This window comes from Amorphus suaedae, from assembly GCF_053629675.1.
The window spans coordinates 544,748-559,536 of record NZ_JBRJIT010000002.1 but is presented as its reverse complement, the minus strand read 5'-3'; the positions used below and the strand labels follow the sequence as shown (position 1 = coordinate 559,536).

Here is a 14,789-nt window from a genome sequence, read left to right as displayed (position 1 = left end):
GGGTGGGAATTAAATTCGGCCGAGACACACGTCACCGGAAAGGATTCCCCCATGGACATCGGCATTCTCGGAGCCGGCGAGATCGGCGGCACGCTGGCCGGGCTGTTCGCCCACGCCGGACACCGCGTGATGGCGAGCTCGCGTCACCCGCAAGCCCTTGCCGCGGCCGCGGCGGCCGGCGGCTACAGGGCCGGCACGGTGGACGAGGCCTGCCAGTTCGGCGAGCTGATCATCGCCGCCCTGCCCTTCAACGCGCTGGACGTCATCCCGCCGGCCCCGCTCGCCGGCAAGGTCGTCCTCGACACCATGAACTATTATCCGGCCCGCGACGGCGCCATCCGCGAGATGGACGCGCACGAGACCACCACCTCCCAGATCGTCGCGGCCCGTTTCCCGGACGCGCGGATCGTCAAGGCGTTCAACGCCATCCTGTCCTACGACCTGCCGCTGGAAGGCCGGCCGCCGATCACCTCGGGCCGCCGCGCCCTGCCGATTGCCGGCGAGGACGCCGACGCCAAGGCGATCGCCGCCGACCTGCACGACCAGATCGACTTCGACGTGGTGGACGCCGGCGGGCTCGCCGAAAGCTGGCGCTTCGAGCGCGCCAAGCCGGCCTACTGCATTCCCTTCAACGCCGAGGAGCTGCGCGCGGCACTCGCCGCCGCCGACCGCGAGCGCGAACTGCCGCACGGCTCCTGGCGCCGCCGGCCCCGCGTCGGGCCGTAAGCGCGCGGCTGCGACAGGCCCCGACCCTCGCTCGGGGTCGGGGCTGCCTCCGCTGGAGGCCCGGCCTAAGCCGGATCCGCCGCGCCGCCGCCCGTCCCGATCGTCTTCAGATGATCGGCGAAGGCCTGCATCAGCCCCGGCAGCTCGTCCATCGTCGGGAACGTCGCGAAGCTGTGCCGGGCCGGCGTGCGCGCCCAGGAGAGCTTCTCCGACGTCATCGTCTCCATGAACGGGTCGCACCACGCCGGATCGTCGATCATCGCCGGGCGCACGTTGACGAACTCCGGCGCCGCGTCGATCCGCGTGAACATCCACGACTTGCAGTGCGGACAGCAGAAGTGGGCGAGCCCGTTGCCCTGCACGCCGCCCGGAACGGGTTCTCCGGCGCGCACCCGGAACGACGCACTCGACACCATCGCCGTCAGCGAGAACGCGCTGGCGCTCATCCGCTGGCAGCCCCGGCAGTGGCAGGCCGCCGTGATCAGCGGCGGCGCGCTCACCTCGAACTCGGTCCGCCCGCAGCGGCAGGTGCCGACCAGCGGCTTGAAGGATGGTGTCACGCGCAGCCCCCCGTTCGAACGTCCTGGCCCTGCGGCGGGCTCCCGCTCAGTTCGGCGCGCAGATGATCCGGTCGCCGCCGGTCTTGTAGCAGGAGAGCGCCGGCTTCGGCGGAGCCATGTAGGCGGCGCAGTCGACGGGGCGCAGCGTGTAGTGCGCGGCCTCGACCACCTCGCGGGTCTCCACGTAGACCGCCGGCTCCGTGACCAGCGTCCACTTCTCCACCGTGCCGACGGTCGACACCACCCACTGCTGGGTCTGCGGCCGCACCAGCTGGCCCTCGGTGTTGACGTGCACCTTGGCCGGCACGAAGGCCTTCACGTAGCACTTCTGCGCCGTCGGATTGCTGTCCTCGACGTAGAATTCCTTCGCCTCGGCCAGCGAGGAAACCAGCCCACCCGCGACGATCGCCGTCGCCATTGCCGCAAGACGCCATCCGCGTGCCATGAAACACCTCCGCCTTCCCGGTCCGTCGAGACCCCCAAACGTTAACGACACCTTAACGGGATCGGGGCGGGCAAGGCGAGTCCCATGCGGCGCCGGGACGCAGCCGTCGGCGGCCCTATTCGGCGGCGGCCAGCTGCGCCGCGTCGCGCTCCATCCGGGCGGCCAGCGGCGACATGCCGTACATCTCGCGGAAGCACTTGGAGAAGTGCGAGGCGGACACGAACCCGCAGGCGATCGCCACGTCGACGATCGCCATGTTCGACTGCAGAAGCAGGTGACGGGCCCGGTCGAGGCGGATTTCCAGGTAGTAGCGGGCCGGCGACATGCCGAGCCCGGTGCGGAACAGCCGCTCGATCTGGCGGCGCGACAGGCCGACATAGTTGGCGATGTCGACGAGCGACAGCGGCTCGTCGATGTTCGCCTCCATCAGCTCGATGATGAACAGGAGCTTGGTGTTGTGGACGCCGAGCCGCGCCCTGAGCGGCAGGCGCTGGCGGTCGTGGGGGTTGCGCACGCGGTCGGCGAGGCACTGCTCGCAGATCCGGTTGACGACGTTCTCGCCGTGGTCGGCGTGGATGATGGAAAACATCATGTCGAGCGCCGCGGTGCCGCCGGCGCAGGTGTAGATGTTGTCGGACACCTCGAACAGGTCGGCGAAGACGTTGGCCTCGGGGAACCGCTCGGAGAACGCCGGCAGGTTTTCCCAGTGGATCGCGCAGCGCCTGCCGTCGAGCAGGCCCGCATCGGCCAGCACCCAGGCCGCCGTGCACAGCCCGCCGATGGTGATGCCGGCGGTGTGCAGCTGGCGCAGCCACGGCCGCACCTGCCGCGTGTCGAGCGCCTCCACGCCGATGCCCGAGCAGACCAGCACCATGTCCGGCCGGTCGGGGCCGGTGAACCGGCGCTCCTCGGCGAGCGAGGTCTGCACCGCCATGGTGCAGCCGTTGCTGGCCGTCTCCGTGCCGCCGTGCTCGGAGGCGAGCCGCCACTTGTAGAACGGCCGGCCGAGGTGGCGGTTGGCGAGGCGCAAGGGCTCGATCGCCGTGGCGAAGGCGATCATGGAAAAGTTCGGCAGAAGCAGAAAAACGATCGTCTTTGACTGACGCGACTGATTGGTCATCTACGCCGCCGCTCCGCATTCGACGTCGCCCCCGAAAGCGCACCTCGAAGCACCGCACTCATTGCGGCCAGACTAATTGTCCGGCGACCGTCCCGCAATGTCAGAATGCAGGCCCCGCCTGCCCTTTCGGCGGGCAGCCGCTGCCCCGATTCGCCGGCCGCGCGGGCCCTCGCCGCCCGCCGGAAAGGGGCCGGGGGTTGTGGTCGCCAAGCCCGACTGACTAGAAAGACAGTCCCTCCTGCCTTCGAACGCTTTCCGGGACCCATGACACCAAAATCCGACATCGAGATCGCCAGGGCCGCCACGCTGAAGCCGATCGCGGAGATCGCCTCCCGACTGGACGTGCCCTACGAAAGCCTCGTGCCGTTCGGCCACGACAAGGCGAAGGTGTCGCTGGACTACGTCGCATCGCTCGCCGACCGCCCGGACGGCAACCTGGTGCTGGTCACCGCCATCAGCCCGACCCCGGCGGGCGAGGGCAAGACGACCACCACCGTCGGGCTCGGCGACGGCCTGAACCGGATCGGCAAGCGCACCGCCATCTGCCTGCGCGAGCCCTCGCTCGGCCCCTGCTTCGGCATGAAGGGGGGTGCCGCCGGCGGCGGCTATGCCCAGGTGCTGCCGATGGAGGACATCAACCTCCACTTCACCGGCGACCTGCACGCCATCACCACCGCCCACAACCTGCTTTCCGCCATGGTGGACAACCACCTCTACTGGGGCAACGCGCTGGAGATCGACCCGCGCCGCGTCGTCTGGAAGCGGGCGATGGACATGAACGACCGGGCGCTGCGCCAGATCGTCCTCGGCCTCGGCGCCAACAATGGCTTCACGCGCGAGTCCGGCTTCGACATCACCGTCGCCTCGGAAATCATGGCGATCTTCTGCCTGGCGGAGAACCTCGCCGACCTGGAACGCCGCCTCGGCGACATCGTCGTCGCCTACCGCACCGACGGCACCACCGTCACCGCGCGCGACCTCAAGGCCGACGGCGCCATGACGGTGCTGCTGCGCCAGGCGTTCGCGCCCAACCTCGTGCAGACGGTGGAGAACAACCCCGCCTTCGTCCACGGCGGCCCGTTCGCCAACATCGCCCACGGCTGCAACTCGATGGTCGCCACCAAGACCGCCCTCAAGCTCGCCGACTACGTGGTGACCGAGGCCGGCTTCGGGGCGGATCTCGGCGCCGAGAAGTTCTTCGACATCAAGTGCCGCAAGGGCGGGCTGAAGCCGGCCGCCGCCGTCGTCGTCGCCACCATCCGCGCGCTCAAGATGCACGGCGGCGTCGACAAGACCGAGCTTTCGAAGGAAAACGTCGAGGCGGTGACCCGGGGGGCGGCGAACCTCGCCCGCCACGTGGAGAACGTCCGCGGCTACGGCGTGCCGGTGGTGGTCGCGCTCAACCGCTTCCTGTCGGACACCGAGGCGGAAATCGCCGCCGTGAAGGCCTTCTGCGGGACCATGGGCGTGCCCGCCGTCCTGTGCGAGCACTGGGCGAAGGGCTCGGAGGGCACCGAGGAGCTGGCCCACGCCGTGGTCGCCGCGGTCGAGGGCGGCGCCGCCGACTTCGCGCCGATCTATCCCGACGACATGCCGCTGTGGGAGAAGATCCGCGCCGTCTCCCGGCGCATCTACCGCGCCGACGACGCGGTCGCCGATACCCGCGTGCGCACCCAGCTCGCCGCCTGGGAGGTGGCCGGCTACGGCAACCTGCCGGTCTGCATGGCGAAGACCCAGTATTCCTTCTCCACCGACCCCGCCGCCCGCGGCGCGCCGACCGGCTTTGTCATCCCGGTCCGCGAGGTGCGGCTGTCGGCCGGCGCCGGCTTCATCGTCGCCCTCACCGGCGAGATCATGACCATGCCCGGCCTCCCCCGCCATCCTGCGGCCGAAAAGATCGGCCTGTCGGAAGAAGGCTGGATCGAGGGGCTGTTCTAGAGCGGGTTCAGGTGCGGGTGCGGCGCTCTACTTCGCGCGCGCCCGCACCGCCGGAACCACGAAGCCCTCGATGATCTTCACCGGGATTTTCCAGGCATCGGGCTGGTTGTAGTTGCCGGCCAGCACGACGACGATGAGGTCGTGATCCGCCTGGACGGTAAGCCGCTGGCCGCCATTGCCGAAACCCGCGGCCCAGGCCGGCGGATCGCCCCAGGGCGCCAGCCACCAGAAATAGCCGTAGCGGAGCCCTTCCGACGTAGTCGCATGGGGTGCGAAGGAAGCCTCCAGCCACGCTTTCGGCACCACCTGCTTGCCATCGACCTGGCCGCCCGCCAGCACGAGCTCCCCGATCTTCACGAGATCGCGTAGCCTGAGACGCAGTCCGGATGCGGCGGAGGGCACCCCGTCGGCGCCCGCGATCCACTCGAACTCGGTGATCCCGAGCGGACGGAACAGATGGCTTTCGGCGTAGGTGTCGATCGGTTCGCCGACGCCGTCGGCGATCAGCTTGCCGATGAGCGCGGTCGCACCGCCATTGTAGGTCCAGGTCTCGCCGGCCGCGGCGACCATCGGCCGATCGAGCACGAACCGGTACCGGTCGGCGGCCATCTCCATGGCCACTTCGCTGTTTTCCGGGCTGGTATAGGGCACGTCTTCGTTCCACGCCGTCCCCATGGTCATCGACAGCGCGTCTCCGACGGTAATCTTCGCGCGCTCCGGATCGGCGGCGAGATCGGGATACTCGGGAAACTGTTCAATCAGCGGCGCGTCGACGGGCGGGACTTTGCCTTCGGCCAGCGCGATCCCGTAGAGCAGGCCGACGATGGATTTCGTCACCGACCTCAGATCGTGGAGGTCTTCGGGACCGAGCTGCCGATCGCCCAACGGCTGCCCCCAGCGCTCGTCGGATCCTTCGAAATAGGCCTCCGCGAGCGTCTCGCCGCGATGCTTCACATAGACGGCGTGCAGGCCGGCCAGTTCGCCGGCCGCGAAGGCCTGGTTCAGCTGGTCGTTCAACGGCATGTCCCCCTGTGCCCAGACCGGGCAGGCCGCGGCGAACGCGGCCGCCAGCGCCAGGCTCAAACGAATTGCATTCCTGGAAATCATCAAGCCCCCTGTCGGCTGAGCCAGCCCGGTGAGAATCGGGCAGGGGGGTAACATGGCGTCAAAAGCTGTCACACACGACCCATTGCGACATCGTGCGGCGCTGATGAGACGGCGACGGCGCCCCCCGTCGCGCGATACTATGGGCCGAACCATGGACGACCGGCCGTGGCTCGCCGGCATGGCGGGCACCGGCCGATCCACGCGAAGGGCGGCCTCGCGATGAAGCGCTACTCCCTCCTCCGTCTGGTCCGCGAGGGCCTTGCCGGCCACACCGGCTGGGATCCCGCGTGGCGCAAGGCGACGCTCAAGGACGCGTACGACGCCGTCATCATCGGCGGCGGCGGCCACGGCCTGGCGACCGCCTACTACCTGGCCAAGGTTCACGGCATGACCAACATCGCGGTCATCGAGAAGGGCTGGATCGGCGGCGGCAACTCCGGCCGCAACACCACCATCATCCGGTCCAACTACCTGAACGACGAGTCCGCCGCGATCTACGACCACGCGCTGACGCTGTGGAAGACGCTCGGCCGCGAGCTCAACTTCAACATCATGATGAGCCACCGCGGCGTGCTCAACCTCGCCCACGACGAGCACGAGGCGCGGCAGATCAAGCGCCGGGTCGAGGCGAACCGGCTGAACGGCGTCGACGCCGAGTGGCTGGAGGCGAAGGAGGTCGCCGAGTTCTGCCCGGTGGTCAACATGTCGCCGACGGCGCGCTATCCGGTCATCGGCGCCAGCCTGCAGCGCTCCGGCGGCGTCAACCGCCACGACGCGGTGGTCTGGGGCTTCGCGCGCGCCGCCAGCGACCTCGGCGTCGACATCGTCGAGCAGACCGAGGTCCTCGACATCCGCGTCGAGGCGGGCGCCGTCACCGCCGTGGAAACCTCGCGCGGCACCGTGCGCACGCCGAAGGTCGCCTCCGTCGTCGCCGGCCACTCCTCGGTGATCGCCGGGATGGTGGGCGTGCGGCTGCCGATCCAGAGCCACCCGCTGCAGGCGCTCGTCTCCGAGCCCATCAAGCCGGTGCTCGACTGCGTGGTGATGTCCAACGCCGTGCACGCCTACTGCAGCCAGTCCGACAAGGGCGAGCTGGTCATCGGCGCCGGCATCGACCACCACAACTCCTACACCCAGCGCGGCCAGATCGGCCTCATCGAGCACCAGATCGCGGCCATCAAGGAGGTCTTCCCGATCTTCTCGCGGCTCCGGATGCTGCGTCAGTGGGGCGGCATCGTCGACGTCAGCCCGGACGCCAGCCCGATCGTGACGGCGACGGCCGTGAAGGGCTTCTTCCTCAACGGCGGCTGGGGCACCGGCGGCTGGAAGGCGACGCCCGGCTCCGGCCACGCCTTCGCCGACCTCGTGGCCAACGGCGAGCCCAACCGCATCGCCGCGCCGTTCGCCCTCGACCGCTTCGTGACCGGCAAGCTCGTCGCCGAGCACGGCGCGGCCGCCGTCGCTCACTAGGGGACCGCGACCATGTTCCTCATCCCCTGCCCCTACTGCGGCACCCGCGACCAGTCCGAGTACGCCTATGGCGGCCAGGCCCACGTGGCGCGGCCGAAGGACCCGGCGTCGCTCACCGACGCCGAGTGGGCCGAGTTCGTGTTCTTCCGCGACAACCCCAAGGGCCTGTTCGCCGAGCGCTGGAACCACGCGTCCGGATGCCGGCGCTGGTTCAACGTGCTGCGCTCCACCGCCTCCGACCGCATCTATGCGGCCTACGAGATCGGCACCCCGCCGCCGGCCGTCGAGGGCGACGGGCCGGCGACGCCGTCCGGCGAGGTCGTCGGCTCGGGCAACGACGCCGTGAAGCTGGTCCCGGCCTCCACGACCGCAGAGGAGCGACGGCCATGAGCCTGTCCGACCGCGCAACCCGGGGCGAACCGCTCGCCTTCCGCGCCGACGGCAACGCGAACGCGGCCTCCGACCGCACGTCCCTGCGCGCCGCCTCCCGCCAGCCGCTCCGCCGCGCCGCCGGCGGCCAGGTCGACCGGTCGAAGCCGGTCCACTTCACCTTCGACGGCAAGCCGGTCACCGGCTACGCCGGCGACACCGTCGCCTCGGCGCTGATCGCCAACGGCATCCATTTCGTCGCCCGCGGCTTCAAGTACCACCGCCCGCGCGGCATCCTCACCGCCGGCTCCGACGACCCGGCCGGCCTCGTCCAGATCGGCGCCCACGACGCCCTCACCGACCCGAACACCCGCGCCACCGAGCAGGAGATCTATCCGGGCCTGGAGGTGTTCAGCCAGAACGCCTGGCCGTCGCTCGCCTTCGACGTCGGCGTCCTCAACGACGTCTTCCACCGCTTCCTGCCGTCGGGCTTCTACTACAAGACCTTCATGGGTCCTCCGGGCTCGTGGATGGGGTTCGAGAAGATCATCCGCGCCGCCGCCGGCCTCGGCCGCGCGCCGAAGGCGCCCGATCCGGACCGCTACGACCACGTCAACCACCACTGCGAGGTGCTCGTCGTTGGCGGCGGTCCGGCCGGCCTGTCGGCGGCGCTTGCCGCGGCCCGCTCCGGCGCGCGCGTCGTGCTGTGCGAGGAGACCGCGCAGCTCGGCGGCTGGCTGCTGTCGGCCGATCCCGCCACCCGCATCGACGGGCTCGCCCCGGCCGCGTGGATCGCCCGGGCGGAGGCCGAGCTCCGGTCCAATGACGAGGTCCGCATCCTGACGCGCACCTGCGCCTACGGCTACTACGCCGAGAACCAGGTGAACCTCTGGGAGAAGCTCGCCGACCACCAGCTTCCCGCCGACCGCGATCCCCGCCTGCCGCGCCAGCGCAACTGGCGCATCCGCGCGGCCGAGGTCGTGCTCGCCACCGGCGCGCTGGAGCGGCCGCTGCTGTTTCCCGGCAACGACCGCCCGGGCATCGTCACCGCCTCGGCGGCGCTCACCTTCGCCGAGCGCTACGGCGTGCTCGTCGGCCGCCGCATCGCCGTCGCCACCAACAACGACACCGGCTACGACGCCGCCTGCCGGCTGAAGGCCGCCGGCGCCGAGGTCGTCGCGGTGATCGACCAGCGCCCCGCCGCCGGCGTCGGCGCCGCCGAGCGCGCCTCCGCCGCCGGCATCCCCGTCCACCGCGGCACCGCCATCGTCGCCACCGCCGGCCGCACGCGCGTCTCCGGCCTCACCGTCTCCGCGCTTGGCCCGGACGGCTCGCCCACCGGCAGCCGCAGCACGATCGCCTGCGACGCGCTCGCCGTCGCCGGCGGCTTCTCGCCCAACGTCGCGCTGTTCTCCCAGTCGCGCGGCCAGCTCCGCTACGACGAGGCGCTCGGCGCCTTCGTGCCCGGCCGCTCGGTCCAGCGCGAGCGCTCCGCCGGCGCCTGCGCCGGCACGCTCGACCTTTCCGCCTGCCTCGCCGAGGGCGCGAAGGCCGGCGCCGACGCCGCCTCCGCCGCGGGCTTCGCCGCCGACGCGGGCCCGGCCCCGGGCGTCGAGGACGACGCGCTCGCTCCCGGCAGCCTCGATGCCCGCGCGGTGCTGCCCTCCGCCAGGACCGGCCGCACCTTCATCGATCTGCAGAACGACGTGACGGTGAAGGACCTGCGGCTCGCCGTGCAGGAGGGCTATTCCTCCGTCGAGCACGCCAAGCGCTACACCACCACCGGCATGGGCACCGACCAGGGCAAGACGGTGAACCTCAACGCCTTCGCCGTGCTCGCCGACAAGCAGGCGCTCAAGCTGCCGGCGGTCGGCACCACGACCTTCCGCCAGCCCTACAAGCCGGTCACCTTCGGCGTCCTCGCCGGCGCCCACGCCGGCACCCATTTCCGCCCCCGCCGCACCACCCCGATGCACGAGTGGGAGGCCGCCAACGGCGCCATCTTCGAGAGCTCCGGCGACTGGCTGCGCGCCTGGACCTATCCCCGCCCCGGCGAGACGCCGGAGGAGGCGATCCGGCGCGAGGCCATCGCCGCCCGCCAGGCCATCGGCGTCCTCGACGCCTCGACGCTCGGCAAGATCGACATCCGCGGCAAGGATGCCCGCACCTTCCTCAACCGCGTCTACACCAACGCCTGGTCGAAGCTCGCGCCCGGCCGCTGCCGCTACGGGCTGATGCTCAACGAGGACGGCATGGTGATGGACGACGGCGTCACCTCGTGCATCGCCGACGACCACTTCCACATGACCACCACCACCGGCGGCGCCGCCAGCGTCATGTCGTGGCTGGAGGACTACCTGCAGACCGAGTGGACCGACCTCGACGTCCGGCTCACCACCGTCACCGAGCAGTGGGCGGTCGCCTCCCTCACCGGCCCGAAGACGCCGGAGCTCATGGCCGCCCTCCTGGACGACCTCGATCCGGACCCGGACACCTTCCCGTTCATGTCGTGGAAGCCGGCCCACATCGACGGCGTGCCGGTGCGCGTCTTCCGCATCTCGTTCACCGGCGGGCTCTCCTACGAGATCAACGTCGCCGCCGGCCACGGCGCGTGGCTCTGGGAGAAGATCATGGCGGCGGGCGCCCCCTTCGGGATCACGCCCTACGGCACCGAGGCGATGCACCTTTTACGCGCCGAGGCCGGCTTCATCATCGTCGGCCAGGACACCGACGGGACGGCGACGCCCGTCGACCTGCGCATGGAGAAGATGGTCTCCCAGGCGAAGGGCGACTTCATCGGCAAGCGCTCGCTCGCCCGCTCCGACACCGACCGTCCCGGCCGCCGCCAGCTCATCGGGCTCCTGACCCAGGACCCGCAGGCGGTGCTCACCGAGGGCGCCCACGTCATCGAGACGCCGGACGAGCCCGCCCCGCCGGTGCCGATGCTCGGCCACGTCACCTCCAGCTACTTCTCGCCGACGCTGGGCCACTCCATCGCCATGGCGCTCATCAAGGACGGCGGCAGCCGGATGGGCGACACCGTCTACGTCACCCGGCTCGGCGGCGGCACGCCCATCGCCGCGAGGGTCACCGAGATCGACTTCCTCTCCATGAAGGAGACCGGCCATGAGTGACCCGCGCCGCCGCTCGCCGCTCGCCCACCGCACGCCGATCCGCGCCGACAACGGCGCCGTCAGCCTCGCCGAGTGGCCGTTCCTCGCGAAGCTGATCCTGCGATGTGAGGCCGGCCGGGACGCCGCCGCCGTCACGGCCGCGACCGGGGTGGCGCTTCCCACCGAGGCCTGCACCAGCGCCACCGCCGGCGAGCGGTCGCTGCTCTGGCTCGGGCCGGACGAATGGATGCTGGTCGCCCCCGACGGCGAGGCGGCCGCGCTGGAAGCCGCCCTGACCGACGCGCTCGCCGGCCCGCGCACCCAGGCGGTCGACGTCTCCGACTACTACACGGTCATCACCCTGACCGGTCCGCGCGGCCGCGACGTTCTCGCCAAGTTCGTCACCATCGACCTCCACCCCCGCCATTTCGCGAAGGGCCGCGTCGTCGGCACGATGGCCGGGTCGGCGAACATCGTCATCTGGCTGCGCGACGAGAGTGCCGCGGCCGGGCCGGTGTTCGATCTCGTCGTGCGCTGGTCGATGGCCGACTATCTCTGGTGCCTGCTCGCCGACTCCGGCGCCGAGTTCGGCTGCCCGCCCCAACACCCCCGCGCCGGCGAACCCATGCGCGGCGCGCTGGAGAGCAGCGCCGCCTGAGGTGTTGGTTTGGTCCCACCCCAAACTCCGCTCATTCCAGCGGAGGCGGGGATCCAGGGCTCCAGACTTCGGGCTTGGTCTGGTCCGCTCACGCCGAATGCGCTACGCGCACCGGCTCCGCGAGGGCGGCCTACGGCCGGCGCGCCGTCGCGCGCTGGTGGCGGGATACGGTGAGTTCAGAGGGTTGCTCCGCCCCACCCCAACCGCCGCTCATCCACGCGAAAGCGGGGATCCAGGGCTCCAGACTTGGGGCTTGATTTGGTCCGCTCGCGCCGAGTGCGCTACGCGCACCGGCTCCGCGAGGGCGCCCTGACCGGGCGGCGCGCGGTCGCGCGCTGGTGGGAGTGATGCGGTGAGTTCACAGGGTTGCTCCCTGCGTGCCTTTGACTCCGCTCATCCCCGCGAAAGCGGGGATCCATAGGGCCCATCCGGTCACTCGGGAGGTATGAGAGGTTAGCCCGGAGCAGCCCAATCTCCGCAGGCCCAAGACCTGCCGAAATCCCCCAAAGCCCCGCCCCAACCTCCGCTCATTCCAGCGAAGGCTGGAATCCAGATACGGCGGAAGCTCCAGATCAATATGCCGGTTGGCGCACGCAACTCCCGCCCCGCTCATCAACCCGCCTCCGGCCTGCCGCAACCTCAGCAACTGGATTCCAGCCTTCGCTGGAATGAGCGGAGAAAAGCCGCGCCGCGGGTGCGCCTCACCAGAGGATGAGTCCGGGGACGGGACCAACCAGCCGTGCCGGGAGCCCTACTCCGTCGCCTCCGACGCCGTCTTCCGCACGCCGCGGCGCGAGCGCGGGCGGCCGCCAGCGGCCGCCTCCTGCGTCGCCTCGTCGCCCGACGTCTCGCCCCGGGCCGTGGCGCGGGGAAGCGGCAGCGGCACCGTGGCCGACAGCATGGGGAACCGGTCGATCTTGTTGGGCAGTGCGATCGCCGCGACGAAGTGGCCCTGGAAGGCCGGCTCAAGCGCCGTCTCCACCTTCTCGATGCGGCCGACCAGTTCCTCGATCTCGGCGCGGTGCGTCTTGTTGAGCAGCACCATCCGCGCGCCGGTGCCGGCGGCGTTGCCGACCGAGACCACGTGGTCGAGGGCGCAGTCGGGGATCAGCCCGATCACCATCGCGTACTTGGGATCGATGTAGGAGCCAAAGGCGCCGGCGAGCCGGATCCGATCGACGTGATCGACGCCCAGCCGCGTCATCAGGAGCTTCACGCCCGCGTAGAGCGCCGCCTTGGCGAGCTGGATCGCCCGCACGTCGGCCTGGGTGACCCGCAGGTCGATCAGCCCGCGATGCAGCACGTAGGCGAAGGTCCGCTCGGTGGGCACGATGCGGTCGGACACCGCCGCGAGCCGCCCGTCGAGGACGCCGTCCTCGGTCAGGATGCCGGCGAGGAACATCTCGCCCACCGCCTCGACGATGCCCGATCCGCAGAGCCCGGTGACGCCGACCGACTGGACCGCCTCGTCGAAGCCCTCCTCGTCCGACCACAGGTCGCAGCCGATCACCTTCAGCCTCGGCTCCAGCGTGACCGGATCGATGCGCACCCGCTCGATGGCGCCGGGGGCGGCGCGCTGGCCGGAGCTGATCTCGGCGCCCTCGAAGGCAGGGCCGGTCGGCGAGGAACAGGCGATCACCCGCTCGCCCTGGCCGAGCACGATTTCCGCGTTGGTGCCGATGTCCACCAGCAGCGTGACGATCTCCGACGCCGCGCCGTCGCCGGGCGGGGTGCGGCCCGGGCCTTCCGCAAGCGTCGCCGCCGCGGCGTCGGCGCCGACATGGCCGGCGACCAGCGGCGGAATGTAGACGCGCCCGCACGGGTGGATGCCCAGCGCGATGTCGCGCGCGGCCAGCGTCACGCTGTCGGACACCGCCATGGCGAACGGCGCGCCGCCGAGCTCGGTCGGATCGATGCCCAGGAACAGGTGATGCATGATCGGATTGCCGACGAACACCGCCTCGACGATGTCGGTGGCGGCGATGCCCGCCTCGCCCGACACCTTGTCGATCAGCCCGCCGATGGCGCCGCGCACGGCCTCGGTCAGCTTCGGCAGCGCGTCGGGGTTCATCAGGATGTAGGAGACCCGCGACATCAGGTCCTCGCCGAAGCGGACCTGCGGGTTGGCGGTCCCGGCCGAGGCGACGGTGCGCCCGGAGCCGAGATCGCAGAGATGGGCGGCAATCGTCGTCGAGCCGATGTCGACGGCAAGCCCGAAGACGCGGGCCTTCTCGCCCGGCCACAGCCCGATGATGGTGTTGCCCTGCCCGGACGAATGGACCGCGGCGGTCACCGTCCAGTTGCCGGCGCGCAGCGTCTTCTGCACGCCCGGCAGCAACGGCGCGTCGAACGACAGCCCGACCAGCTGTTCGGCCGCGATCAGCGCGTCCCGGATCCGGTCGGCGTCGCCGCGCGGATGCTCCATCGATGGCTCGTCGACGGTGACGGTGACCAGATGCGTCGACGGATCGACGGCGATCGGCCGGCCCTCGGCGCGCTTGCGCACGACGGCAGCGTGGGTCGCCACGTCCTGGGGCACGTCGACCACCAGGTCGCCCATGATCTTCGCCGAACAAGAGAGCCGCCGGTCGGCCGGCAGCGACCGCAGCCGGCGGTAGCGCGCCTCGGTCTCGGAGAACGGCGTCAGATGGTCGGCGGACGAGACGATCTGGTGCTTGGAGAAATTGCCTTCCTCCACCGACACCTGGCAGCGGCCGCAGATGCCGCGCCCGCCGCAGACCGATTCCACGTAGACGCCCAGTCCGCGTGCCGCATCCAGAAGCGGCGTCCCGAGCGCGAAGCGGCCGCGCCGGCCCGAAGGCTGGAACACGACGAGGGCGTCGGTCGGTGCGGACATCGGCGGGTCCCTTCGTCAGGCCTTGGGTTTCTTCAGGCGTCGCGCATTCCGCCGCACCTGCCTGGCGAACGGCGCCACTGCCTTGGCGGACAGGCGGTCGGTCTTGGCGCGTGAGGTCGTCGGCCGGTGCCCGAGCGCCATCTGCCAGAAGGCATCGATGCCCTGGCGGACCATCTCGGCCTGCACGGCCAGGGCGGACTCGGCCGTGGCCGCCATCTTCTCCTGGATCATGCGGCCGATTTCGACGGTGTCCTGCGGCTTGCCGGCCGCGGCCGCCATCGCCATCGCTTGGCAGCGCGTGGCGATCACCATCGGCGCCTCGAACCACAGGCTTGCCATGTCACGTGTCAATCTGGTCATCGGCGTGTGCCGTCCCGGGCGGATGTGAGGAAGGGGCCGCGCCGTCCGGCGCGTCCCGCATCAATC

At 70.8% G+C, this 14,789-nt stretch carries 12 protein-coding genes; 6 read left to right on the top strand and 6 right to left on the bottom strand.

All coding sequences use genetic code 11. From position 1 onward, the window contains the following. The first annotated feature begins 51 nt into the window (after nt 1–51). Complete coding sequence (locus tag AB7M35_RS16305; RefSeq protein WP_453961418.1) at nt 52–726, top strand: NADPH-dependent F420 reductase; 675 nt, start codon at nt 52–54, stop codon at nt 724–726. Between the two features lie 65 nt (nt 727–791). Here the strand turns inward: AB7M35_RS16305 and AB7M35_RS16300 are convergent, their stop codons facing one another. From AB7M35_RS16300 to AB7M35_RS16290, 3 genes are all read right to left on the bottom strand, one after another. Further along, nucleotides 792–1,286: a GFA family protein gene (locus AB7M35_RS16300; RefSeq protein WP_453961417.1), complete on the bottom strand. Its 495-nt coding sequence runs from the start codon at nt 1,284–1,286 to the stop codon at nt 792–794. 46 nt (nt 1,287–1,332) lie between these two features. Beyond that, on the bottom strand, nt 1,333–1,731 hold the full coding sequence (locus AB7M35_RS16295) for a hypothetical protein (protein WP_453961416.1): 399 nt from the start codon (nt 1,729–1,731) through the stop codon (nt 1,333–1,335). A 115-nt stretch (nt 1,732–1,846) separates the two neighbouring features. Beyond that, on the bottom strand, nt 1,847–2,851 hold the full coding sequence (locus AB7M35_RS16290) for a GlxA family transcriptional regulator (RefSeq protein WP_453961415.1): 1,005 nt from the start codon (nt 2,849–2,851) through the stop codon (nt 1,847–1,849). A 264-nt stretch (nt 2,852–3,115) separates the two neighbouring features. On the opposite strand from AB7M35_RS16290, the gene AB7M35_RS16285 reads away from it, so the two are divergent. After that, nucleotides 3,116–4,789, top strand: coding sequence for a formate--tetrahydrofolate ligase (locus AB7M35_RS16285; RefSeq protein ID WP_453961413.1), 1,674 nt, complete (start codon nt 3,116–3,118; stop codon nt 4,787–4,789). 27 nt (nt 4,790–4,816) lie between these two features. Here AB7M35_RS16285 and AB7M35_RS16280 read toward each other — a convergent pair whose 3' ends face one another. Further along, nucleotides 4,817–6,076 (bottom strand): serine hydrolase domain-containing protein, encoded by a 1,260-nt coding sequence (locus tag AB7M35_RS16280; RefSeq protein WP_453961411.1) that lies wholly within the window; start codon nt 6,074–6,076, stop codon nt 4,817–4,819. Nucleotides 6,077–6,115: 39 nt separating this feature from the next. Here AB7M35_RS16280 and AB7M35_RS16275 point away from each other — a divergent pair, with 39 nt between their 5' ends. Genes AB7M35_RS16275 through AB7M35_RS16260 form a run of 4 tightly spaced genes read left to right on the top strand, consistent with a single transcriptional unit; the run spans nt 6,116 to nt 11,506 of the window. Next, the gene (locus AB7M35_RS16275; protein WP_453962554.1) at nt 6,116–7,366 is read left to right on the top strand and encodes a sarcosine oxidase subunit beta family protein; all 1,251 of its coding nucleotides are present in this window, start codon (nt 6,116–6,118) and stop codon (nt 7,364–7,366) included. Between the two features lie 12 nt (nt 7,367–7,378). Next, nucleotides 7,379–7,756 (top strand): sarcosine oxidase subunit delta, encoded by a 378-nt coding sequence (locus tag AB7M35_RS16270; RefSeq protein WP_453961410.1) that lies wholly within the window; start codon nt 7,379–7,381, stop codon nt 7,754–7,756. Then, on the top strand, nt 7,753–10,869 hold the full coding sequence (locus tag AB7M35_RS16265) for a sarcosine oxidase subunit alpha family protein (RefSeq protein WP_453961408.1): 3,117 nt from the start codon (nt 7,753–7,755) through the stop codon (nt 10,867–10,869). Before AB7M35_RS16270 ends, AB7M35_RS16265 begins: the two co-directional genes overlap by 4 nt. Beyond that, nucleotides 10,862–11,506 carry a sarcosine oxidase subunit gamma gene (locus AB7M35_RS16260; protein ID WP_453961406.1) on the top strand — a complete coding sequence of 215 codons (645 nt, stop codon included), beginning with the start codon at nt 10,862–10,864 and terminating at the stop codon, nt 11,504–11,506. Before AB7M35_RS16265 ends, AB7M35_RS16260 begins: the two co-directional genes overlap by 8 nt. A gap of 751 nt (nt 11,507–12,257) precedes the next feature. On the opposite strand, the gene AB7M35_RS16255 is transcribed toward AB7M35_RS16260, so the two are convergent. Both AB7M35_RS16255 and AB7M35_RS16250 read right to left on the bottom strand, forming a co-directional pair. Further along, nucleotides 12,258–14,363: an ASKHA domain-containing protein gene (locus tag AB7M35_RS16255; RefSeq protein WP_453961404.1), complete on the bottom strand. Its 2,106-nt coding sequence runs from the start codon at nt 14,361–14,363 to the stop codon at nt 12,258–12,260. Nucleotides 14,364–14,378: 15 nt separating this feature from the next. Next, nucleotides 14,379–14,702, bottom strand: a complete 324-nt coding sequence (locus AB7M35_RS16250; RefSeq protein WP_453961403.1) for a hypothetical protein — start codon at nt 14,700–14,702, stop codon at nt 14,379–14,381. Nucleotides 14,703–14,789 lie beyond the last annotated feature (87 nt).